This window comes from Spirillospora sp. NPDC049024 (assembly GCF_040649235.1).
In the GTDB taxonomy this organism is placed as follows: Bacteria; Actinomycetota; Actinomycetes; order Streptosporangiales; family Streptosporangiaceae; genus Spirillospora.
Genome location: NZ_JBEZFD010000001.1, coordinates 507,545 through 529,326, shown reverse-complemented (window position 1 = coordinate 529,326; position 21,782 = coordinate 507,545). Strand labels below are relative to the sequence as shown.

The 21,782-nt window shown below is 71.6% G+C and carries 24 protein-coding genes and 3 tRNA genes; 21 read left to right on the top strand and 6 right to left on the bottom strand.

What is annotated here, in order from left to right; all coding sequences use genetic code 11:
* Window positions 1-585 precede the first annotated feature (585 nt).
* The 15 genes from AB0C21_RS02565 to AB0C21_RS02495 all read left to right on the top strand — a co-directional run bounded on the left by AB0C21_RS02565 (window position 586) and on the right by AB0C21_RS02495 (window position 13,293).
* On the top strand, window positions 586-1,530 hold the full coding sequence (locus tag AB0C21_RS02565; protein ID WP_500202300.1) for an NAD-dependent epimerase/dehydratase family protein: 945 nt from the start codon (window positions 586-588) through the stop codon (window positions 1,528-1,530).
* Window positions 1,531-1,536: 6 nt separating this feature from the next.
* The gene (locus AB0C21_RS02560; protein ID WP_500202299.1) at window positions 1,537-2,463 is read left to right on the top strand and encodes an RNA polymerase sigma-70 factor; all 927 of its coding nucleotides are present in this window, start codon (window positions 1,537-1,539) and stop codon (window positions 2,461-2,463) included.
* A 78-nt stretch (window positions 2,464-2,541) separates the two neighbouring features.
* Entirely contained in the window at window positions 2,542-3,180 is a 639-nt protein-coding gene (locus AB0C21_RS02555) for a (2Fe-2S)-binding protein (RefSeq protein ID WP_500202298.1), read from the top strand.
* A gap of 58 nt (window positions 3,181-3,238) precedes the next feature.
* Window positions 3,239-4,288 carry a 3-isopropylmalate dehydrogenase gene (locus AB0C21_RS02550; RefSeq protein WP_149257884.1) on the top strand — a complete coding sequence of 350 codons (1,050 nt, stop codon included), beginning with the start codon at window positions 3,239-3,241 and terminating at the stop codon, window positions 4,286-4,288.
* Window positions 4,289-4,463: 175 nt separating this feature from the next.
* Window positions 4,464-5,567 carry a branched-chain amino acid aminotransferase gene (locus AB0C21_RS02545; RefSeq protein WP_149257883.1) on the top strand — a complete coding sequence of 368 codons (1,104 nt, stop codon included), beginning with the start codon at window positions 4,464-4,466 and terminating at the stop codon, window positions 5,565-5,567.
* 275 nt (window positions 5,568-5,842) lie between these two features.
* Window positions 5,843-7,420 (top strand): citramalate synthase, encoded by a 1,578-nt coding sequence (cimA, locus tag AB0C21_RS02540; protein WP_149257881.1) that lies wholly within the window; start codon window positions 5,843-5,845, stop codon window positions 7,418-7,420.
* A 36-nt stretch (window positions 7,421-7,456) separates the two neighbouring features.
* Entirely contained in the window at window positions 7,457-7,735 is a 279-nt protein-coding gene (locus AB0C21_RS02535) for a GNAT family N-acetyltransferase (RefSeq protein WP_500202297.1), read from the top strand.
* A gap of 330 nt (window positions 7,736-8,065) precedes the next feature.
* A complete protein-coding gene (locus AB0C21_RS02530) occupies window positions 8,066-8,434 on the top strand; it encodes a tetratricopeptide repeat protein (RefSeq protein ID WP_149257879.1) in 369 nt (122 codons plus the stop codon).
* Window positions 8,435-8,518: 84 nt separating this feature from the next.
* Window positions 8,519-10,162, top strand: coding sequence for a cellulose binding domain-containing protein (locus tag AB0C21_RS02525; protein WP_500202296.1), 1,644 nt, complete (start codon window positions 8,519-8,521; stop codon window positions 10,160-10,162).
* A 57-nt stretch (window positions 10,163-10,219) separates the two neighbouring features.
* A complete protein-coding gene (locus AB0C21_RS02520; protein ID WP_149257877.1) occupies window positions 10,220-10,987 on the top strand; it encodes a fumarylacetoacetate hydrolase family protein in 768 nt (255 codons plus the stop codon).
* 9 nt (window positions 10,988-10,996) lie between these two features.
* On the top strand, window positions 10,997-11,632 hold the full coding sequence (locus AB0C21_RS02515; RefSeq protein WP_500202295.1) for a DUF2461 domain-containing protein: 636 nt from the start codon (window positions 10,997-10,999) through the stop codon (window positions 11,630-11,632).
* Between the two features lie 101 nt (window positions 11,633-11,733).
* Window positions 11,734-11,805 (top strand) — tRNA-Gln (locus AB0C21_RS02510).
* Window positions 11,806-11,829: 24 nt separating this feature from the next.
* Window positions 11,830-11,902, top strand: a tRNA-Glu gene (locus AB0C21_RS02505).
* A 469-nt stretch (window positions 11,903-12,371) separates the two neighbouring features.
* Window positions 12,372-12,447, top strand: a tRNA-Glu gene (locus AB0C21_RS02500).
* Window positions 12,448-12,594: 147 nt separating this feature from the next.
* Window positions 12,595-13,293, top strand: a complete 699-nt coding sequence (locus AB0C21_RS02495) for a phosphatase PAP2 family protein (protein ID WP_500202294.1) — start codon at window positions 12,595-12,597, stop codon at window positions 13,291-13,293.
* Here the strand turns inward: AB0C21_RS02495 and AB0C21_RS02490 are convergent.
* Window positions 13,196-13,933, bottom strand: coding sequence for a TioE family transcriptional regulator (locus AB0C21_RS02490; protein ID WP_500202293.1), 738 nt, complete (start codon window positions 13,931-13,933; stop codon window positions 13,196-13,198). The genes AB0C21_RS02495 and AB0C21_RS02490 overlap by 98 nt on opposite strands.
* A gap of 81 nt (window positions 13,934-14,014) precedes the next feature.
* On the opposite strand from AB0C21_RS02490, the gene AB0C21_RS02485 reads away from it, so the two are divergent.
* The 3 genes from AB0C21_RS02485 (at window position 14,015) to AB0C21_RS02475 (ending at window position 16,153) form a co-directional block, all read left to right on the top strand.
* Window positions 14,015-15,154, top strand: coding sequence for an erythromycin esterase family protein (locus tag AB0C21_RS02485; RefSeq protein ID WP_500202292.1), 1,140 nt, complete (start codon window positions 14,015-14,017; stop codon window positions 15,152-15,154).
* A gap of 152 nt (window positions 15,155-15,306) precedes the next feature.
* Window positions 15,307-15,807 carry a MerR family transcriptional regulator gene (locus tag AB0C21_RS02480; RefSeq protein ID WP_500202291.1) on the top strand — a complete coding sequence of 167 codons (501 nt, stop codon included), beginning with the start codon at window positions 15,307-15,309 and terminating at the stop codon, window positions 15,805-15,807.
* Window positions 15,808-15,820: 13 nt separating this feature from the next.
* A complete protein-coding gene (locus AB0C21_RS02475; protein WP_500202290.1) occupies window positions 15,821-16,153 on the top strand; it encodes a YnfA family protein in 333 nt (110 codons plus the stop codon).
* Between the two features lie 2 nt (window positions 16,154-16,155).
* Here AB0C21_RS02475 and AB0C21_RS02470 read toward each other — a convergent pair whose 3' ends face one another.
* From AB0C21_RS02470 to AB0C21_RS02460, 3 genes are read right to left on the bottom strand one after another with little or no spacing between them, the layout of a single operon-like run.
* On the bottom strand, window positions 16,156-16,956 hold the full coding sequence (locus tag AB0C21_RS02470) for a MerR family transcriptional regulator (RefSeq protein ID WP_500202289.1): 801 nt from the start codon (window positions 16,954-16,956) through the stop codon (window positions 16,156-16,158).
* The gene (locus AB0C21_RS02465) at window positions 16,953-17,441 is read right to left on the bottom strand and encodes a VOC family protein (RefSeq protein WP_500202288.1); all 489 of its coding nucleotides are present in this window, start codon (window positions 17,439-17,441) and stop codon (window positions 16,953-16,955) included. The genes AB0C21_RS02470 and AB0C21_RS02465 overlap by 4 nt, the downstream gene beginning before the upstream one ends.
* 33 nt (window positions 17,442-17,474) lie before the next feature.
* A complete protein-coding gene (locus AB0C21_RS02460; protein WP_500202287.1) occupies window positions 17,475-17,969 on the bottom strand; it encodes a cupin domain-containing protein in 495 nt (164 codons plus the stop codon).
* Window positions 17,970-18,027: 58 nt separating this feature from the next.
* Between AB0C21_RS02460 and AB0C21_RS02455 the strand changes: the two genes are divergently transcribed.
* A complete protein-coding gene (locus AB0C21_RS02455) occupies window positions 18,028-18,720 on the top strand; it encodes a TetR/AcrR family transcriptional regulator (RefSeq protein WP_500202286.1) in 693 nt (230 codons plus the stop codon).
* 114 nt (window positions 18,721-18,834) lie between these two features.
* Here AB0C21_RS02455 and AB0C21_RS02450 read toward each other — a convergent pair whose 3' ends face one another.
* Window positions 18,835-19,302: a RidA family protein gene (locus tag AB0C21_RS02450; protein ID WP_500202285.1), complete on the bottom strand. Its 468-nt coding sequence runs from the start codon at window positions 19,300-19,302 to the stop codon at window positions 18,835-18,837.
* Complete coding sequence (locus tag AB0C21_RS02445; RefSeq protein WP_500202284.1) at window positions 19,299-20,000, bottom strand: NADPH-dependent F420 reductase; 702 nt, start codon at window positions 19,998-20,000, stop codon at window positions 19,299-19,301. Before AB0C21_RS02445 ends, AB0C21_RS02450 begins: the two co-directional genes overlap by 4 nt.
* 195 nt (window positions 20,001-20,195) lie before the next feature.
* Between AB0C21_RS02445 and AB0C21_RS02440 the strand changes: the two genes are divergently transcribed.
* Window positions 20,196-20,516 (top strand): ArsR/SmtB family transcription factor, encoded by a 321-nt coding sequence (locus AB0C21_RS02440; RefSeq protein ID WP_149257864.1) that lies wholly within the window; start codon window positions 20,196-20,198, stop codon window positions 20,514-20,516.
* A gap of 749 nt (window positions 20,517-21,265) precedes the next feature.
* Window positions 21,266-21,712 carry a hypothetical protein gene (locus AB0C21_RS02435; RefSeq protein ID WP_500202283.1) on the top strand — a complete coding sequence of 149 codons (447 nt, stop codon included), beginning with the start codon at window positions 21,266-21,268 and terminating at the stop codon, window positions 21,710-21,712.
* The last annotated feature ends 70 nt before the right edge of the window (window positions 21,713-21,782 follow it).

Sequence of the window (21,782 nt, the reverse complement as noted above, 5' to 3'; positions counted from 1 at the left end):
ACCGTGCGAACCACGGTCTCCCCGGCGGCCCCTCTGGCCACCAGCTCAGCGATCGGAGCAACCCATCATGAACGAGACCCAGAACAACGCCCCAGCCGAAGACGCCCAGGAAGAAGCCGCCCGCGCCCTGCAGACGGCCCTGGATAGAAGAGCGGACTGATGGCTTTTCTCTCCTCCTTCAGGCCTAGCGGCCTTCCATCGTCGAGAAACGCGGGCGATCGCTAGCATCGCTCCGGCTCGCCTGGCGGCTCGCTGCTGTGCCTATTGCAGTGCCCTCCTCGTTCGGGCCTGGCGGCCCTCCATCGTCGGGCACTGCGGCGATCGCTGGCATCGCTTCGTCTCGCCTTGGCGGCTCGCTGCGCGATCAGGTTCTCGCAGGCTCGAACCTGCCTTCGGACGCGATCGCGACCACTGAGGTCGTCGCGTGGTTGCGGCGCGGGCTGAGGTCAGTGGGCCCGCTCTTTCCTCCTCGGTTGTCCCTGGGATGGTCTGAGGTGTGTTTTGGGTCACTGCTGTTCATGGGGGGTGGGGGGCTTTTCGTCTTCTGTTCGAGCGCGACTTGGGAGCGCAACGAACGGAGGCGTTATGAAGATCTTCATCGCGGGAGCGTCGGGGGCCATTGGTGGCCCCCTTGTCTCCCAGTTGGTGGCGCGGGGGCATGCGGTGGTCGGTACGACTCGGTCGCCCGCCAAGACGGCTGGGCTTCGGAAGCTGGGCGCGGAACCGGTGGTCGTCGACGCGCTCGACCCCGACTCGGTGGCCGACGCGGTGGCGCGGGCCGAGCCGGAGGTGATCGTCCATCAGCTCACCGCGTTGAGCGGGCCGGTGGACTTCCGGCGTGTGAAGCGGATGGCGGCCGCCACCGACCGGCTGCGCACCGAAGGCACCGACCACCTGCTGGCCGCCGCGCGCGCCGCCGGTGTCGGCCGGTTCGTGGCGCAGAGCCACTCCATGTGGATGGAACGCACCGGCGGGCCGCTCGCCGACGAGAACGACCGGATCGAGCCGAACCCGCCCGCGGACGTCGCGGGGTCGGTGGCCGCGCTGCGTCACCTGGAGGAGGCGGTGACCGGCATCACCTGGGGCGACGGGATCGCGCTTCGCTACGGTGGCTTCTACGGCCCCGGGACCGGCATCAGCGCCGAGCCGGACGCCGTCATGGCCGAGCAGATCGGCAAGCGGAAGTTCCCGATCGTCGGCGGAGGTCGCGGGGTGTGGTCGCTGGTGCACATCGCCGATGCCGCGTCCGCCACCGTCGCGGCCATCGAACGCGGCAAGCCCGGGATCTACCACGTCGCCGACGACGAGCCGGCGCCCGTGCGCGTCTGGTTGCCGGAGCTGGCCCGCGCGCTCGGCGCCCCGCCGCCGCGCCGCGTCCCCGCCTGGCTCGTGCGCGTGCTGGCCGGCAAGGGCCCCGTGGACATGATGACGCGGGCCCGCGGGGTCTCCAGCGAGAAGATCAAGCGCGAGCTGGGCTGGACGCCGCGGTACCCCACCTGGCGTACGGGTTTCACCGACGGGTTGAGGTAGTCCGGCTTGTCCGCCAACGATCTCTACGACGAGCTGCGGCCGCGGGCGTTCGCCATCGCCTACCGGATGCTCGGCAGCGTCAGCGAAGCCGAGGACGTCGTGCAGGAAGCGCTCCTGCGGCTGCACCAGACCCTGCAGCGCGGCGAGCGGATCCTGTCGCCGCGGGCGTACATCGCCACGCTGGTCACCCGCTTGGCCATCGACCAGTTGCGCTCCGCACGGGCACGGCGGGAGCAGTACGTGGGCGAATGGCTGCCGGAACCGCTGGCGCTCGAACCGTCCCCGGCAGACCACGCGGAGACCGCCGACTCGCTGTCGCTGGCCTTCCTGGTGCTGCTGGAGAGCCTGTCGCCGCGGCAGCGGGCCGCGTTCCTGCTGCGGGAGGTGTTCCAGTATCCGTATGGCGAGGTCGCCGAGATCATCGGTAGCGATGTGGACGGCACGCGGCACCTCGTGGCGCGGGCGCGGCGCCACGTCCAGGAACAGCGGCCTCGCTACCACGCCTCCCGGGGGCAGCGGCGGCAACTGGCTCAGCGCTTCTTCGCCGCCGTCGAGCAGGGCGACCTGCGGGCGCTCGAAGAACTGCTGGCGGAGGACGTGGCGCTGCACGGTGACGGTGGCGGCAAGGTGCCCGCACTGGGGCGGCCGGTCAACGGACGGCGGCGCGTGGCCCATGTCCTGACGGCGGTGCGGCCCGCGCTGGCCCATGCCGGTGGCGTGCGCTTCCGCGTCACCGAGGTCAACGGGCAGCCGGGAGCGCTGGTGTTCGACGCCCGGGACCTGTTGGTCGCGGTGGTGGGACTGGAGATCGCCGACGGGCGGGTCCAGACGATCCACTCCATCGTCAACCCCGACAAGCTTCAGCACTTCGATCGGGTCGGCGACCTCGGTGCCCTGGTGCGTGCGGGTCGCCGAGGCGACGACGAGGGCTGAAGTGGTTCCTGCCGTCCGGCGGGGCGGTGCGAGACTGGGGGAGTGGCGGGGCGGGTCGAGGGTGTTGAGGTCCGGGGCGTGTTGCGGCGCGTTGCGGGGATCGGGCCGTACTTCGAGCTCGTCACGGAGTCCTCGGACGGGCCTGGTTGGCGGGTGTTCCCCGGGGGCGTCGAGGTGCTGCGGGAGGCGGCCCGCGACTATGCCGGACGGCTCGGGACGGACGAGGTCCGTGTGGCCGCCTCGCTGCTCTTCCAGGGGCTCGCGGCGCGGGTGTGGTCGCCGGTCGTCGCGGCGGCGGCCCTCGGGGTCGTCCCCGATCTGTCGGGGCTGCGATGGCGGTGGGCGCCGGGAGAGCCGATCACGCTGGGGGTTCCCGATCCCCGGGGGTGGCGTGCGGAGGACGTGGCCGAGGCCGCTGAGCTGGTCTTCCCCATCGTCGTGGACGGGGTGCTGCGCCCTCTGCGGGAGGCGACGCTGGGCTTCGTCAGGCTCGCGGACGGGCTGGTGTGGGGCAACGCCGCGTCCGCCCTCGCCGGGAGCCTGAACGTCGGGCCGGACGATCCCGGGCGGGTCGCGATCGTGCGGGAGTTGCTCGCGCGCGAACCGCTGGCCGGAATGGGTGCCTTCGGGCCGCGCGGCTACGTCCGGAACAACTGCTGCCTGTACTACCGGGTCCCTGGTGGCGGCATGTGCGGTGATTGTGGGCTTGCGCGTTGAATGACCGAAATATGAGACGAAAGCCCAAGCACTGAGACGTTTGCAGTAGAGTGCGCGCATGGCTTCGCGCAGCATTCGTCTGGCCGTCATCCCGGGTGACGGGATCGGCCCCGAGGTGGTCGCCGAGGGGCTCAAGGTCCTCGACGCCGTGTCCGGCGACCTCACGTTCGAGCAGACGTCCTACGATCTGGGCGCCGCCCGCTGGCACCGCACGGGGGAGACGCTGCCCGACTCGGTCCTCGACGAGCTGCGCGAGCAGGAGGTCATCCTGCTCGGCGCCGTCGGCGACCCGAGCGTGCCGAGCGGGACGCTCGAGCGCGGGCTGCTGCTGCGGACCCGGTTCGAGCTGGACCACTACGTCAACCTGCGCCCGGTTAAGCTGTTCCCGGGCGTCAGCACGCCGCTGGCCGGGGTGACCCCCGACGACATCGACATGGTCGTCGTCCGGGAGGGCACCGAGGGCCCGTACACCGGCGTCGGGGGAGTCCTGCGCAAGGGCACCCCGCACGAGGTCGCCACGCAGGAGAGCGTCAACACGGCCTACGGAGTCGAGCGGGTCGTCCGGTACGCGTTCGAGGTCGCGGCGTCGCGGCCGCGGAAGAAGCTCACGCTCGTCCACAAGGACAACGTCCTCACCTTCGCCGGCGACCTCTACCAGCGGACCCTGAAGCGGGTCGCGGAGGAGTACCCGCAGGTCGCCACCGACTACTGCCACGTCGACGCCGCCACGATGTTCTTCGTGAGCCGGCCGCAGCGGTTCGACGTCGTGGTCACCGACAACCTGTTCGGCGACATCATCACCGACATCGGCGCCGCGATCGCGGGCGGCATCGGGCTCGCCGCGTCCGGCAACGTCAACCCCGACCGCACCGCGCCGTCGATGTTCGAGCCGGTGCACGGCAGCGCCCCCGACATCGCCGGGCAGGGCAAGGCCGACCCGACCGCCACGATCCTGTCGGTCGCCATGCTGCTCGACCACGTCGGCGAGGGCGACGCCGCCCGCCGCGTCGAGCAGGCCGTCTCGGACGACCTGGCCGAGCGCGCCGCTCTCGGCGCCCGGTCCACGTCCCAGATCGGCGACGCGATCGCCAAGCGAGTATCCGGCTAGGGGCACGCCGCCTCCGGCCAGACCGGGCGTGCCCTCGCGGCGCGCCCGGTTTTCGCATGTCCTGCCCGGGTGGCGCCGCATGGAGGAGCAGGTCTAGACGAAGTAGGACAATGGGGACTAGGAAGCCGATGCGGCGATGGGGCCGCCTGGGCGATCCGCGAGAGGACGAACCGCGATGAGCGACACCCTGGAATTCGAGATCACGCGCACCGAGCGGCCCGCGACCGCCGACGAACGCGCGCGGATCCTGGCCGATCCCGGTTTCGGCCGGTACTTCACCGACCACATGGTCACGATCCGGTACTCGGCCGAGCGCGGCTGGCACGACGCGAAGCTCGAACCCTACGGGCCCATCCCGATGGACCCGGCCTCGCAGGTGTTCCACTACGCCCAGGAGCTCTTCGAGGGCCTCAAGGCCTACAAGCAGCCGGACGGCTCGGTCGTCACCTTCCGGCCGTACATGAACGCGGCGCGGATGAACCGGTCCGCCAGGCGGATGGCGATGCCGGAGATCCCCGAGCAGCTGTTCGTGGACGCCGTCGAGCTGCTCGTCCGCACCGACAAGGACTGGGTGCCCGACACCGAGGGGCACAGCCTCTACCTGCGGCCCTTCATGTTCGCCACCACCCGCGCGCTCGGCGTCAACAGCCCGGCGAACGAGTTCCTCTTCATGGTCATCGCGTCCCCGTCCGGCCTCTACTACCCGCGCGGCATCAAGCCCGTCTCGGTCTGGCTGTCGCAGGACTACACGCGCGCGGCGCCCGGCGGCACCGGCGAGGCGAAGTTCGGCGGCAACTACGCCGCGTCCTTCGCCGGCCAGGCCGAGGCCGTCGCGCAGGGCTGCGACCAGGTCGTCTGGCTCGATGCGGTGGAGCACCGCTGGGTCGAGGAGGTCGGCTCGATGAACCTGATGTTCGTCTACGGCTCCGGCGCGCAGGCCCGGCTCCTCACCCCCGCGCTCACCGGCACCCTGCTGGCCGGGGTCACCCGCGACTCGATGCTCAAGCTGGCGCCCGACCTCGGCGTCCCCACCGAGGAAGGCAAGATCAGCATCGACGAGTGGGAGGAGGGCTGCCGGTCCGGCGAGATCACCGAGGTGTTCGGCTGCGGCACCGCCGCGATCATCAGCCCGGTCGGCCGGGTCAAGGGCCGGGACCGGGAGTGGACGATCGGCGACGGCGAGCCCGGCGAGGTCTCGATGCGGCTGCGCCAGGAGCTGGTCGGCATCCAGTACGGCACCCGTCCCGACCCGTACGGCTGGGTCCACAAGATCGTCTGATCGGCGCCGGCGGCGGCGCGCGCCCGTGGCGGTGCGCGCCGCCGGGCCGCGCCGCCGTGCCGTGTCCGCCGCCGACCTGCCGCTCGTCTCGGCATGTGAGACGGATGTCCCAGATCTTCGGACGGTGTGGCAGACTGGGCGCATCATGCGCCACAGCCTCGTGATTATCGGCTGGCGCGCCGGCAGCTAACGGGACACCGCCGGCGCGCAGACCTCTCACGTCCGTGAGGGGTCTTTTTTGTGCCCTGGCGCTGAGCCCTCTGGGGGTTCCTCACATGCAAGGCGACGCTTTCCACGTCTACGACACCACCCTGCGCGACGGGTCGCAGCAGGAGGGGCTCAACCTCTCCGTGCCCGACAAGCTCGCGATCGCGCGGCATCTGGACGACCTGGGCATCGGCTTCATCGAGGGCGGCTGGCCGGGCGCCAACCCCAAGGACACCGAGTTCTTCAGGCGGGCCCGAACAGAGCTCGACCTGAAGCACGCGCGGCTCACCGCGTTCGGCGCGACCCGCCGGGCCGGGGTGAAGGCGGCCGACGACCCCCAGGTCGCCGCTCTGCGCGACTCCGGCGCGTCCGTCGTGACCCTGGTCGCCAAGAGTCACGACAGGCACGTCGAACTGGCCCTCCGCACGACGCTGGAGGAGAACCTCGCGATGATCCGCGACACGGTCTCCCACCTGCGTGCGGAGGGCCAGCGGGTCTTCCTGGACGCCGAGCACTTCTTCGACGGCTACAAGGCCAACCGCGCCTACGCGCTGGAGGCCGTCCGCACCGCCGCCGAGGCCGGCGCCGACGTCGTCGCGCTCTGCGACACCAACGGCGGCATGCTCCCGGACGAGCTGGCCGAGGTCGTGCACGAGGTCGTCGGGCACGGCGTCCGGGTCGGCATCCACTGCCACGACGACTCCGGCTGCGCGGTCGCGAACACGCTCGCCGCCGTCAAGGCGGGCGCGACGCACGTCCAGGGCTGCGCGAACGGCTACGGCGAGCGCAGCGGCAACGCCAACCTGTTCACCGTCGTCGGGAACCTCCAGCTCAAGCGCGGCATGGACCTCGTCTCCGGCGACCAGCTCGCCGAGATGACGCGGATCGCGCACGCCGTCTCCGAGGTCACCAACGTCGCGCCGAGCTCGCAGCAGCCGTACGTGGGCGTGTCCGCGTTCGCGCACAAGGCCGGGCTGCACGCGTCCGCCGTCAAGATCGACCCAGACCTGTACCAGCACATCGACCCGGCCGCCGTCGGCAACGACATGCGGATGCTGGTGTCCAGCATGGCCGGGCGCGCGTCCGTCGAGCTGAAGGGCCGCGAGCTCGGCTACGACCTGTCCGGGGAGAAGGCCAAGGCCGTCGTGGACAGGGTGAAGGAGCTGGAGTCCACCGGCTACACCTTCGAGGCCGCGGACGCCTCGTTCGAGCTGCTGCTGCGCGAGGAGCTGACCGGCGTCCGGCAGCGGCACTTCGAGGTCGAGTCGTGGCGGTCGATCGTCGAGCGCCGCCCGGACGGGTCCATGGTCAGCGAGGCCACCGTCAAGCTGCACGCCAAGGGTGAGCGGATCATCGCGACCGGCGAGGGCAACGGCCCCGTCAACGCCCTCGACAACGCGCTGCGGATCGCGCTCGGCCGCCTCTACCCGGAGCTGGCGCGGCTGGAGCTCGTCGACTACAAGGTCCGCATCCTGGAGGGCGCGCACGGCACCGACGCGCGGACCCGGGTGCTGGTCGAGTCCAGCGACGGCGAGCGCGAGTGGGGGACCGTCGGCGTGGAGGACAACGTCATCGCCGCGTCCTGGCAGGCGCTCGAGGAGGCCGTCACCTACTGCCTGCTCCGGGCCGGCTACGAGGCGGGCTGACGGGAATCTCCCAGCGGCCGCGGGCATTATCGGAGCATGAGCACTGAGATCACCGACAACGCCGAGCAGAGCCGCTACGAGATCAGGCTGGACGGCGAGCTCGCCGGGTTCGTCGAGTACGAGCGGGGAGAGGGCGCCCTCGTCTTCATCCACACCGAGGTCGATCCCGCGTTCGGAGGCAAGGGCGTGGGAAGCTCGCTGGCCCGGGGCGCTCTGGACGACGTCCGTGCCAAGGGCCTGTCGGTCGTCCCGGTGTGCCCGTTCATCAAGAAGTGGATCGGCAAGCACCCGGACTACAAGGATCTGGTGCGCTAGCCGTGTCGCCGCGGTGCTCACGGATGACCAGGGAGTCACCTCGCCCGTTCGAAAACGAGTGACTTTCCGTGAGCACCGGTGCGGTCCCGCAGAAAGTCCGCCGATCCGGCGAAACCGGTGGCGGATTTCAGTTGAAGGATCCACTATAGAAGTCGCGCGGCACGCGTGCGGTATTCGCGTGCCGTGTTCGAACCGACGCTGTGTCCTGTGAAGCCGTGTCCCTGTGACACCGTGGCGCTGGAAGACGCTGTGTTATTTGAACCGTGTCCCCGTGAGGACGCCGTGTTCCCGCGAACCGACGTCAGTGACCCGACCTGCCGGAGTGATCGTATGCCCGTCCGACCCTGGAGCCCCGAGGACCTTGGGCGTCCTACGGACGGGACCTGGGCGGACGTGGCGTTCGGCCTCGGCGAGACGTTCGAGCGCGAGGGCCACCTGGAGCAGGCCGCCGACTGGTACCGGCGCGCCGCCGAGTCCGGGAGCGCCGACGCCGCGCTGCGCCTCGGCGCCGTCCTCGGGCGGATGGCCGACGCCGGAGCCGACGACGCGGCCGACGAGCTGCTGGCCGAGGCGACGCGGTGGCTCAGCGGCGCCCAGGACGCCACCACCCCCGACGCCATCGAGCTGATCACCGCCACGCTCAACCGGCAGATGCGGCAGGCCGCCCGCCGCGGCCTCGAACCGGCGCCGGCCGGCTGACGCGTTCGGGCCCCTGGATGTGAACCTATCCGCCATGCTCGTCGTCGGACTCCATGAGGTCGACGACAGCGGAAGGTGGACGAGTTGAGCGGCGAGGAGCCCGGGTACGTGCCCCCGGACCACAAGACCACCGCCGAGTTCCGCGTTCCCGGCAAGGGCGCGGCGCCCGAGGACCCGGCCCGGCCGGGCACGGCGGCCGATGCGACCGCCGTCGATGAGCCGGTGGACACCCTCTTCGACGCGGGCGCCACGTCCCAGGACGCCACTCGGATGGACGGCGTGACGTTCCAGGACCTTCCCTCCGGCGCCGCCGACGACCCGGAGGACGATCCCGAGGACGACCCCGAGACGACGTACCAGGACGGCCCTGCCGACGACCTGGCCGACGACCCTGAGGACGGACCGGCGGCGTTCGGGGACGGCCCGCCCGTCATCACCTTCCAGAAACCGCCGCCCCCGGACGCCGAGGACGAGGCGCCCGTGACCGTGGTCGAGCCGCCGGCAGCCGTGGTCGAGCCGCCCGCGACCGTGGTCGAGCCGCCCGCGACCGTGGTCGAGGCGTCGGTCACCGCCACCGACATCCCCATGAGGCAGCCCGCCGAGCCCGCTCCGTCCGTCCCGCCCCAGCCGGAGCCGGTGGCCTTCGAGCACGGCGCGATCCCGGCGCCGGTGTACGCCCAGGCACCCGTTCCCCTCCCGGCGCCCGTGCCCCAGCAGGAGCGCACTCCCGAGCAGGCGCCCCTTCCCGAGCCGGAGCCCCCTCAGCAGGTGCCCGCCTCGGAGCAGGCGCCGCCCGCGGAGGTGGCGGCACAGGCCGCCGCACCGGTGCCGCCGCCGGCGGTCCCCGAGGCGCCGTGGACGGAGCAGTTCGCCGCCGAGGGAGAGGCGGCGACCCCGGCGGAGGGCGGACCGGCGTTCGCCTACGCGATGCCCGCGACACCGCCTCCCGCCCAGGGCACGCCGCCCCCTCACCAGGGCGCGATGCCTCCGGCCCAGAGCACGATGCCGCCGCCGAACGAGTCCACCGTCCCGCCGGTGCCGCCCGCGGTCGCCTCGCCGTCCGGCGGGCTTCCCGGAGGGCCGCGTCCGTCCCGCTCGGGACGGCCGGTGATCCTCATCGGGCTGGTCGCCGCGGTGGTGGTCCTGGTCCTGGCCGGCGTCGCGGTGCTGATGCTCAGCGGCGGCTCCGACCCGAAGGGGAAGGACGGCAAGCAGGCGTCCCCGGCCGCGAGCACGCCCGGGACGGAGGGCGGCGGCGCGGGGCCCGCGTCCCCCGGCGCCCCCTCGCCCGGCGGGGCGCCCGCGACGCCCCCGCAGTCCGGAGGCCCGTCCGCCCAGCCGCCCGGAGGGCAGCAGCCGGGCGGGCAGCAGCCCGGCACGCCCCCTCCGGCGACCACCGCCCCGGTCGGGCCGCTGGTGCAGGGCAAGGGCGTCACGTACCAGCTCGTCCAGCAGGACGAGGGGTACTTCGAGGGCAAGTTGGTCATCACGAACCGCACCAAGAAGCCCATGAAGGCCTGGAAGCTGACGTTCAAGGCCCCGGGCGCGGACGTGAAGAACATCTGGGGCGCGCGGCTCGTGCACGGCGGCTCCACCGTCGAGATCAGGAACCTGGACGGCGCCCCCGCGATCCCGCCCGGCGAGACGTGGGACATCCAGTACGGCGCGGCCGGAACGGCGTCCACCCCGAAGTCCTGCCAGCTGAACGGCAGGGCATGCGGCTTCTGACCGGCGCGGCGGTCCGGACGGCCTGCTTGATCGGAGCGGCGTACTAGGCTCTTGACCATGCGTATCGCAAGGTTCTCCACCGACGAGGGCATGTCCTTCGGCGTGGTGGAGGAGAACACCGTCGCCGTCATCGCGGCCCACCCGTTCGGTGAGCTGACCTTCACCGGGCAGCGCCTCCCGCTCGCCGACGTCCGGCTGCTCGCGCCGATCCTGCCCAGCAAGATCATCGCGATCGGGAAGAACTACGCCGACCACGTCCGCGAGATGGGCGGGGACGAGCCGCCCGCCGAGCCGGTGCTGTTCTCCAAGCCGTCCACCGCCGTGATCGGCCCGGGGGAGGCGATCGCCTACCCGCAGAAGCTGTCCGAGCGCGTCGACCACGAGGGCGAGCTCGCCGTCGTCATCGGCCGGATGTGCCGCGAGGTCCCGGCGTCCCGCGCCGCCGAGGTCATCCTCGGCTACACCTGCGCCAACGACGTCACCGCCCGCGACCTCCAGGCCAAGGACGGGCAGTGGACGCGGGCCAAGGGCTTCGACACGTTCTGCCCGATCGGCCCGTGGATCGAGACCGAGGTCGACCCGGCCGACCTCGCGATCTCCACGACCGTCAACGGCGAGGTCCGGCAGGAGGCCCGCACGTCCCTGCTGCTGCACGACATCCCCACGCTGGTCGAGTACGTCAGCCAGGTCATGACGCTGCTGCCCGGCGACGTCATCCTGACCGGCACCCCCGCCGGCGTCGGCCCGCTGGAGATCGGGGACGAGGTCACCGTCACCGTCGAGAACATCGGCAGCCTCACCAACCGCGTCATCGCCCGCGACTGAGGAGCGCTGGTGTTCACCGGCTTCAGCGACGAGGCCTTCGCCTTCTACGAGGGCCTGCAGGCCGACAACAGCAAGACCTACTGGACGTCCCACAAGGACGCCTACGAGCGCCACGTGCGCGAACCCTTGACCGAGCTGTGCGCCGAACTCGAAGACGAGTTCGGCGCGGTCAAGCTCTTCCGCCCCTACCGCGACGTCCGGTTCAGCAAGGACAAGTCGCCCTACAAGACGCACCAGGGCGGCCACACCAGCGAGGGCTTCTACATCCAGGTCGACGCGGACGGCCTCATGGTCGCGGGCGGCATGTACGCCCCCACCCCCGACCAGCTCCGCCGCTACCGTGAAGCCGTCGCCTCCGGCACGTACGGCGCCGAACTGCAGGCCGTCGTGGACGACCTCCGCGCCGCGGGCCTGGAGATCGCCGGCGACCGCCTCAAGACCCGCCCGCGCGGGACGGACCCCGACCACCCCCGGCTGGACCTCCTGCGCCACCGCTCCCTCTACGCCCGCGAGGGCTGGCCCGCCGACCCGTGGATGTCCGAGCCCGACGAGGTCCTGGCACGGGTCAGCGCCTCGTGGCGGCGCCTCCGGCCCCTCGTCGCCTGGGGCCGCGAGCACATCGGGCCGCCCGACTTCACCCGCTGACCCACCGGTCGGCCAATCGTTTTGGCCCTACTCCCGCTGTCCTGTATTCTCATCGAGGCGCGAGCGACCAGCCGGAAACGGCTCGGGAGCCCGTACCTCACTGGGGTATGGTGTAATCGGCAGCACGAGTGATTCTGGTTCACTTAGTCTAGGTTCGAGTCCTGGTACCCCAGCTGCGTCCGTCCAGGCGGACACACGCCCCCGTCGTCTAGTGGCCTAGGACGCCGCCCTCTCAAGGCGGTAACGGCGGTTCGAATCCGCTCGGGGGTACGTGGCGGGCCTCCCTGCTCGTTGGCCATTTGGGCCAACTTCGCCGGGGCCCGCAGTGTCTTCCCAGGGGGGCGACCCCCTGGAACCCCCGGTGTTCGGGCTTCGCCCTCACTTTGGCTGGGGCGTACGCGTAGAGCGTTTTTTCTTGTGCGACGTCCAAGAGGGTTTTGCGCCTTCCTGTGGTTCCTTCTGGACCGGTGGCCGAATTCGTGTCTTTGATGATGTGAGCCGTTGCGTCTGTGGGGTGCTGAGAAGGCGTTCTCGGCAGACCTCGCCTCCGCCCTCACCCGGCGAACACCTCGCTGGCCACATGGGCGGCGTCCGCGGTTCTTTCGAGGTCCTCGTCGGGGGCGGCGGCTTCTGCTGGGTGGCCGCTGGGGATTCGGGGGGAAACCGGTTCGAGGTGGGGGGCGGGGTCCGGTAAGCTGGGCGAGGCCCGCGCGGGAGATCGCGTCAGGGTCATGGTCCTGCCCCCGTCGTCTAGTGGCCTAGGACGCCGCCCTCTCAAGGCGGTAACGGCGGTTCGAATCCGCTCGGGGGTACCAGCACTTCTTTCGGACGCGGTTCTGGGCGTCTTCTTCCTTTCTCTGTGTGCTCGGTGACGAGTTCGTCTCGCGCTGCACGGGTGGGGAGCATGTGATCCTGACGTCCTGATGAGGTGGTTCCCGCTCGCGCCGGGGAATGCTCCCGCCGTGAGGTGGGGGTCCAGGAGCTGGTACGCGCTGCTGGTGGCGGTCATGGTGGCCGTCACGGTGGACGTCCTGCTGGACGGTCCGCTCCGCCGCCTCGACTGGATCGTCCACGAGTGGAGCGACGCGCACATCCAGGGCCGGCGGCTCACGGCGGTGGACGTCTTCGCATGGCTCGGGCAGCGCGGCTACCTGGCCCGGGTCATCGTCCCGCTCGCGATCATCGCCGCGATCCGGGGGCGTTCTCTGCGGTACCCGCTGGTGAGCGTGCTGATCGTGGGAGTCCTCTCGGGGCTGCAGCTGCTGCTGAAGGCCGCGATCCCCCGGACGTTCCCGATCAGCGGAACCGACGTGCTGTTCGTCCGCGGCGACGCCTACCCGTCCGGCCACACGCTCAACGGGTTCGTGCTCATCTGGGTCATCCTCGAACTGGCGGTCGTCGCCTTTCCCCGGTGCGCAGCGGCACTGCCGCCGCGCCGCCGCCGCGACATCGCGGTGGTGACGGGAACGGTCACGGCGGTGGCCCTTACCGTGGTCGACAAGCACTGGCTCACCGACTGCCTGTTCAGCCTCGCCCTCGGGCCCGTCCTGCTGCAGGCCCTGATCACCCTGGATCCCTTCGCCCCCTGGCGCGGTCGAGCACGTCCAGGTAACGGCTCACCTGAGCCGACGCGTCGAGCATCGCGCGACCCCGCGCGGTGAGCCTGCGGCGCCAGCCGTCGAGGGCCTCGGCCAGGGGTTCGGTGCCGCCCGCCGTCCGGACCTGCCGGACCACGGTCGCGATGTGCTCCAGCGGGTAGCCGCCGCGCCTGAGGAGGTGGGCGAGCTCCGCGTCGCGGACGTCGCCCGCCTGGAAGGCGCGGTACCCGGTGGACGGATCGCGCGCCGGCGCGAGGATGCCGGCGCCTTCCCAGTTGCGCAGGGTCGCGGGGGTGACGCCGAGCCGGTGGGCGAGTTCGCCGATGGTCCGGGGACCGGGGACGGCCGAGCGGTCCGGGACGGGGCCGGGCTCCTCCAGCAGGTGGTCCACCGCGCTCCTCACCGCGGCCAGGGTCTCCCGGTCGCGGAGCACCTGGTCGTGGCCGCGGTCGATGACCAGCAGGGCGTCGTCGAGGTCGCCGTCGTTGACCGCGTTCATGATCCGGCCGCCGGCCGCGTGCCCGAACGCCGGGACGAGGGCGAGGAAGGCGCGCAGGGCGGCCGCGTGCACCTCGGTGTAGATCCGGTAGCCGCTGGGCGTGCGCTCCGCGGGCGGGAGGAACCCGTCGCGCTCGTAGTTGCGCACCGCCTGCGCCGAGATGCCGTGCTCCCGCGCGAGGTCGGACGGCCGCAGGGTGATCACCGCTTTGAGGGTTTCCCGGGAGTTCTTCCGGTCATGGGCAGGAAAGTATCAACCGTTTTTTCAACGATACGATTTCACCACATGAGTCAGGACATGCGCGACTTCGCGCCCCCGTCATGCGACCTGCTGGCGTTCGGCGAGCCGACGCACCTCGAACCGGCCTTCGGCCGCGTCCGCAACGAACTGCTCCCGCGGCTGGCCGACCACGGCTTCCGGTCGGTCGCCATGGAGACCGACCGGGTGGCCGCCCTCGCCGTCGACGACTTCGTCCGGGAGGGGAAGGGAAGCCTCGACGCCGTGATGAGCGACGGCTTCTCGCACGGCTTCGGAGACCTGGACGCCAACCGGCGGCTGGTCGCCTGGATGCGGGAGTACAACGAGGACCGTCCTCCGCACGAGCGCCTGGCCTTCCACGGCTTCGACGCTCCGATGGAGACCATCAGCGCCCCCAGCCCCCGCGCCTACCTCGAACACGCCCGCGACTACATGGGTCTCGACCTCGACATCGCGGCCCTCACCGGCGACGACCACCGGTGGAGCCGCTCGGAGGCGGTCATGGACCCGGCCATGTCGATCGGCGCGACGGCCGAGGCAGAGAAGCTGCGGACGATCGCCGACGACATGCTCACCGCCCTGTACGAGCGCGCTCCGAAACTGATCGCGGGGACGTCGCGCACCGAGTGGATCCGGGCCCGGATCCACCTCACCGCCGGGCTCGGCCTGCTGCGCTACCACAAGCGGGCGGCGCAGCGGATCGCGCAGGACGCCCGCATCTCGCGCCTGGGCGCCACCCGGGACGCGCTCATGGCCCAGAACCTCCTGGACATCAGGGACGAGGAGGCCCGCCGCGGCCCGACCCTCGTCTTCGCGCACAACGCCCACCTCCAGCGGAACCCGGGCCGCCTGCGCATGTGGGAGATGGACCTCACCTGGTTCGGCGCCGGCGCCATCATCGCGTCGCTGCTGGACGAGCGGTACGTCTTCGTCGCGGGCAGCCTGGGCCGCAGCGAAACGATCAAGCTGGCGGAGCCCGAGCCGGGCAGCTTCGAGGGCATCCTGCAGAGTCGCGTCACCACCTGGGACCTGACGCCGGCCGCCGCGGTCCCGTCCGCCCGCGTCCGCACCGACACCACCCCCGCCCAGGGCTACTTCCCGCTCGACCAGGCGATCCTCGACACGGCCGACGCGGTCCTGCACATCAGCGACGGCGCCACCGTCTGAGTCCGCGATCCGCCGGACGTCCCGATGGGCCCATCCCGCCGTGCCGGTCTTGTCCGCGGCGGGATGCGCTCGGCGGCCTTCGGGGTTGCATCCGGTAGCGAGGTACAGGCTTACCGTCGGATCGTGGCCGCCGCCGGGTACGAGGAGCAGGGATGACCGAGGTGCCGATCAGGAGCACGCCGTCGCCGGACGTCGCGAGCACCGGGTACGAGGGCCTGCGCTCCGGCCAGGTCGCGGCGGCGGCCGGGGTGAACCCGCAGACGCTGCGCTACTACGAGCGGCGGGGGCTGCTGGCCGAACCCGCCCGGACGCTGGGCGGGCACCGGCTCTACCCGGCCGAGGCCGTCACGGTGCTGCGGGTGATCAAGACGGCGCAGCGGCTCGGGTTCACCCTGGACGAGGTAGCCGGGCTGCTGGAGGCCGCACGGCACCGGCACGGCCGGCGCGACGCCGGGCTGGCCGTGCGGGCCCGCGCGAAGCTGGCGGAGGTGGAGCGGCGCATCGCCGACCTGGAGGTCATCCGGTCCACGCTCCGCGAGGCCCTCGACGCCGGCTGCGACGACCTGCTCGCCTGCGCGGGGGAGCCGTGCTGCCCCCTGCCGTTCGCCGAACTCGCGGACCCCGGCACGCCGCCGCAGCGTTCGGGCGCATGAGTACGGTTCCGATATGACGATCGCGCGGTCGCTGGTCCTGTTCGTCCTTGCCGCGGTGGCGGAGATCGGCGGCGCCTGGATGATCTGGCAGGGCGTGCGGGAGCACCGGGGCGGCTGGTGGATCGGCGCGGGGCTCGTCGCCCTCGGCCTGTACGGGTTCGTCGCGACCTTCCAGCCCGACGCCCACTTCGGCCGCGTCCTGGCCGCCTACGGGGGCGTGTTCGTCGCCGGCTCCCTGGCCTGGGGCATGGTCATGGACGGTTTCCGCCCCGACCGCTGGGACGTGGCCGGGGCCGCCGTCTGCGTCCTCGGCGTCCTGATCATCATGTACGCCCCGCGCGGCTGAGGTCACTCCCACGTCGCGGACTGCGGGTCCACACCGCGGGCCCGCGCGTTCGCGAAGATCACCTCGCGCAGCCAGGCGCCCAGACCGGGCGCGGACGCGTCGTAGTGCTCGGCGAAGCGGGGATCGGCGCCGAACGACCGGCCGATGCAGACCTGCATCGAGTGCGTGCAGTCGAAATACCGCGAGAGCAGGGCGCGGTGCCGTTCCGCGAGGACGTTCGCCCCGGCGGACCCGGGTTCGACGCCGGCCCCCATCGCCGCGGCGAGGTCGGCCTCCAGCGCGGCCGTCTCCGCCGCGAGCTCCTTCCAGTCGGCGGGCGTCATCCCGGCCGCCCGCTCGGCGTACTGCGCCCACTGCGCGCTGCCGCCCCAGCGCTCCCCGGCCTCCTCGACCAGGGAGGGCCGCCAGTCGTCACCGAAGATCGCGATCTGCTCCTCCGGTGGCAGCGGCATCCCGGTGTCCAGCGCCTCCATCAGGCGGTCGACCGACGACGCCATCGCCTGCAGGCGGGCGATGCGCTCCGCGAGCTGCACCCGCCGGCGGCGCAGATGGTCGCGCGCGTCCGTGCCCGGGTCGTCGAGCAGCCGGCCGATCTCGGCGAGCGGCAGCCCCAGCTCCCGGTAGACGAGGACCCGGTGCATCCGGGCGACGTCCTCGCCCGAATACACCCGGTACCCGGCCGCCGTGCGCCCGCTCGGACGCACGAGGCCGACCGCGTCCCAGTGGTGCAGCGTCTTCACGGTCACCCCGACGAGCGCGGCGGCCCGCCCGACGGTGAGGTCCTCGGGGACGTCGATCCTCAAGCGCGCGGCACCTCGATTCCTCCCGCCCGCAGGTAGGCGGCCTGCGGGCCGTCCGGATCGATCGGCATGGCGGCCGTCATCACGACCCGCGCGTTCTCCGGGGTGCTGATCGTCAGCTCCCTGGAGTTCCACGGCATGTCCACGGGGCCGCCGGTGCAACCCGGCACCAGCTCCTCGCACCGAGCGATGATCTCATCGAGCTGGCCCGGGACGCACGCGAAGCTGACGCTCATCGGGCCCTCTCCGCCCTCTTCGCCCGGGACGAGGAGGACGTCCTGGAACGCCCAGCGTCGCAGATGGACCACCTGATCCGGGATGGAGAACAGGTCGACGAACCCGAGCCCCCGGATCCAGAAGTCCTTCGAGGCGGCGAGGTCCCGCGTGGGCACGCGGACGAACATCGGCATGCCGTAGATCTCCCGGCAGATGTCGGCCGGCGCCGCGTCGTACGCCGGCAGGGGAACGGGGCTGACGTATTCGCTCATGCCCCGATCCTCAAGCCTCCCGCGACGTCAGGGTCAACCCGCTCCGGCCGTCGGCGGAGGGCCGAGGATCTCGATGCGGTGGCGTGCGGCGGCATGGCCGAGCGCCGCGGGGTCGACCGGCTCGGGTTCGGGGAGCCGGCGCTCGCGGGCCGGGACGCCGGCCTCCGCGGCGAACTCCTCGAAGCCGGACGGCGTGGTGATCTGCAGACAGCGCAGGGGCTCGTCGGAGCCGACGACGAACGTGTGGGGCAGTCCGACCGGCAGGAGGACGAAGTCCCCCGGGCCGGCGGTGAACTCCTCCCCGTCGCACGTGAAGCGGGCCGTCCCGGAAAGGACGTGGAACATCTCGTCCTCCTCCAGGTGCCGGTGCAGCGGCGGGGCGAAGCCGGCCGGTTGGAGGAACTCCGCGACGGTGAGCCGGCCCCGGGTCTGCGCGCCCGCGGCCTTGACGGTGACGAGGTTGCCGAGGAACCACAGCGCCTGCCCTTCGGCGCTCCCGAGGACGTAGGGACGGACGACGGACGCCATGGCCGCCTCCAATTTGACGAGACAACGTCTATTGAATAACACGCTAGTATGCCGCGTGATGGGCGTCAACGACGGCACGGCGGCCCGCGGGCGGCGCCGGTACGACTCGCCGCTGCGTGATCAGCGGGCCAGGCAGACCCGGCAGGCGATCGTCGCGGCGGCGGCGCGGCTCTTCGTCGACCGCGGTTACGCGGCCGCGTCCCTCGCCGACATCGCCAGGGAGGCCGCGGTGGCGCGACCGACCGCCTTCGCCGCGTTCGGTTCCAAGGCCGCGCTGCTGCGCGAGGTGGTGGACCAGGCGCTGGCGGGCGACGACGAGCCCGTGCCGGTCGCCGAGCGACCCTGGTTCCGTCCGGTGATGGAAGGGCCGACGCCGGTCGCGGTCCTGACCGCCTACGCCGAGGTCTGCCGCATCATCGGCGCGCGCGCCGCGGAGATCTTCGAGGTGGCGCGCCGGGCCGCGGACGAAGGCCCCGAGCCGGCCGGCCTGTGGGAGACGATGCAGCGCAACCGGCGCGCCGGGGCCGCCATGGTGATCGACCGCATCGAGGCGGTCGACCCGGGGCGGCTCCGCCTCGATCGTGAGCGCGCCGTGGACGTCGTGTGGATGTTCAACGATCCGTCCCACTACCGCTCCCTGGTCCGGACGCGGGGCTGGAGCGAGCAGGAGTACACCGCCTGGATGGCCGACCAGATGCACCACGCCCTCGGCCTCGACGCCCCCGAACCCCGCGAACCGTCCGCGAATTGACCCGGATGGCCGTTGTGGGGCGGGCGGGTCAGAGGCCGGTTCCCAGGTGGGAGACCGGCCTCTTCGTGCCCGGACAGCAGATCCGCGTTGCACGCGTCCACGGCTGACGGGACGTTAGGACGATGCCGTGCCTACCTCCAGCACGACTTCGAGTTCCAGCGGCATCCCGGCGGGCAGCGCCGTCGAGCCGAAGACGAGCCGGCTGTGGCGGGTGGGGGCGAAGGCGGTGTCGAAGACCTCCGACGCCCCGTCCGCCACGGCCGCGTGGTGGCGGAACCCGGGATCGCAGGCGATGTGCACGGCGAGCCGCACCACGCGCGTCACCGAGTCCAGGCCCGTTTCGGCGTCGGCCACGGCGAGGGCGTTGAGGGCCGCCACCCGGGCGGCCTCACGGCCGGCCGCCGTGTCGAGCTCCTGTCCGAGGTGTCCCGACATGACGGGCTCTCCGTCGCGTAGCGGCAGCATCCCGCTGAGGAACAGCAGGCCGGAGGCCGCCACGGCGGGGACGTATCGTCCGAGCGGCCTGGGCGGTTCGGGAAGGCGCAGTCCGGCCGCCCGCAGGCGCTCGGCCACGGCGCTCACTCGGCGCCGCCCTCGGCTCGGGCGATCAGCGCACCGACGGTGTCGTCCGCCTGGCCGGGCCGCCATGGCCGCCCGAGCAGCGTGTAGTTCATCCGGGGGAAGAAGCCGAGGCGGGTGCCCAGCTCACCGCTGAGCAGCGTCATCCGCTCGACGGTGCGGGCGTTGCTCAGCCGGCCCGCGTCGACGTAGCGGAACGGCGTCCCCTCGCCGAGCGCGATGACCTGCTTCTTGGCGTCCTCGTCGTCGGAGACGACATAGACGTCGCTGGTGAGCCCGTCGAAGTCCGGCGCGTCGAAGACCTCCCACCACACGTTCTTGAAGGCGCCGACGACGCGGGTGCCGGGCAGCGTCGCGGCGATCTGCTCGGCGCCGCTGGTGTTCCAGGGGGTGATGAAGTCGCTGTAGTCGGCGTTGAACGGGTTGGTGATGTCGATGAGGATCTTGTCCGCGAGTGCCGCGCGCAACGGTTCCAGCCGGGTCAGCAGGCCGTCGCGCAGGAAGATGGCGGGCAGGACGACGGGCGCGTCCAAGGCCTGGTCGTAGTCGCCGCCGGCGAGGCCCGGGAGGGCGAGGCCCGCGGCGATGCGCCGGGCGCGGGCGGTGTCGCGGGATCCGAGCACGACCTGGTGGCCCGCGCGGGCGTACATCGCCGCCAGCCTCGTCCCCATGCGCCCGGTGCCCAGAATTCCGATCTTCATCGGCGTGCTCCCTGCTGTCGATGGCCGCCGGTCCGGGGCCGGACCGCGGTGCGGTGCGTGCGCCACCCCGCAGGAGGACGCCCGGAGGAAGTTACATCGTCATATAGCTAAATTCAAATATGACTCGGCGTGTGGCCGCCGGGGCGCCGTCCCGCGCGTGCCGGCGCCCCCTGGGGCTGCGGCTACCCTGGCCTCATGAGCGACGTGGTGCAGGGGATCGAGGTCGATGTGCTGCGTGCCCTCTCCAACCGCGCACGGCTGGAGATCCTCCAGTGGCTCAGGGACCCCGCCGCGAACTTCGGCCACCAGGCGGTCGGCGACTTCGACGTCGAAGGCGTGTGCGTGTCGACCATCCAGGAGCGGGCGGGCATGTCGCAGCCGACCGTCTCGGCGCATCTGAAGATCCTGCATCAGGCCGGCCTCGTCACCCGGCAGAAGATGGGCGCCTGGCACTTCTACAAGCGGGACGAGGGCGCCATCCGCCGGTTCGCCGAGACCCTGGTCACCAGTCTCTAGCCCGCCCGGTGCGGCCCGGGTGCTCGTCTCGGCCGGCGCCGGGCATGCGAGAGGGGCGGCCCCCCCGACCGCCCCTCCGCGTCCTTGAAAACCCCTTGGCCCGGCGGGGCATTCCCAGTCCCCGTGAGCGAGTGAACAACATGCTAGTGGAATAGGCGTTGCCGAAGAACTGGAATTGAGGATTCGGCCGCGCGTGGAGGGCAGTCGACCGGCTTCGCCCCGTCTGGCATCGCCGCCCCACTTGCCCAGTGTGCCGGAGAGGTCCCATCCGCGCAGGCGGCGGGGGTGGGAATCATTGACGATCAACGCTTCGCCGGTGGGGTATTTATGCGGGAATCCTCTCCTGACTTTGGGTGTTACCTGGCATCATGTGCCGTTGTAAGGCCGCGCCGGCGGAGTTGTCCGAGGCCATTGCCGGATGGTGGTTCACGCGAGAGGGTGTTGGCACTTTTGTCGTGAATGCCGGATTAAATAATGCGGTTCATATTGGATTTCTTGGCGTAATGAAAATGGATGTCCTTGGCGGTTCGCGGCGACGGGAAACGGAAGCGGACCCCTCGGCGGGTCGAAGGTCCGTGTGAATTTCAGGGCCAATTTCCCGTCGCCGGCTTCCGAGGACGACCCGCCGCGGCCGGGGGAGCCGGTGCCCGGCTCGGGGGCCCCGCCGTCCCGTCCGGACGCATGTCCTTGGCTGACGAACGAGGATGTGGTCAACTTAAATCGCTGGCGATGGGGGGAGTGGGAGCCGAATGCAGCGTCATGCGGATGAGGTGCCGCCGGGAGCGTCGCTCGCCGAGAAGGTCGAGTGGCTGATCCAGAATCTCTGGCCGGCGGACGCGGACCCGCCGCGCAACAACGTGGAGACGGCCGCCGCCATCGCGCGCGCCACCGGTGAGGACATCTCCTCCACCACCGTGTGGAAGCTGCGCACCGGGCGGCAGGAGAACCCGCAGCTGAAGACGCTGACGGCGCTCGCCACGTTCTTCGGCGTGCCGATCGGCTACTTCGGCTTCGCCGGCGAGTCCGAGCCCATCGGCGAGGACCTCACGCTCAAGGCCCTGCGCCGGGACGTCGAGCAGGGCATCATCCGGCCCGAGGTGCTGCGAGCCCTGGTCGACCTGTCCCCGGAGGCCCGCTGGGTCGTGGACGAGATGATCCTCGCCGCCGCCGAGGCCGACCGCGTCCGCCACGCCTGACCCGGGGCCCCGGCCGTTCCGGCGGCGGAACGGCCGGGCCGGACGATGTTTCACCGGGGGACCGATCAGG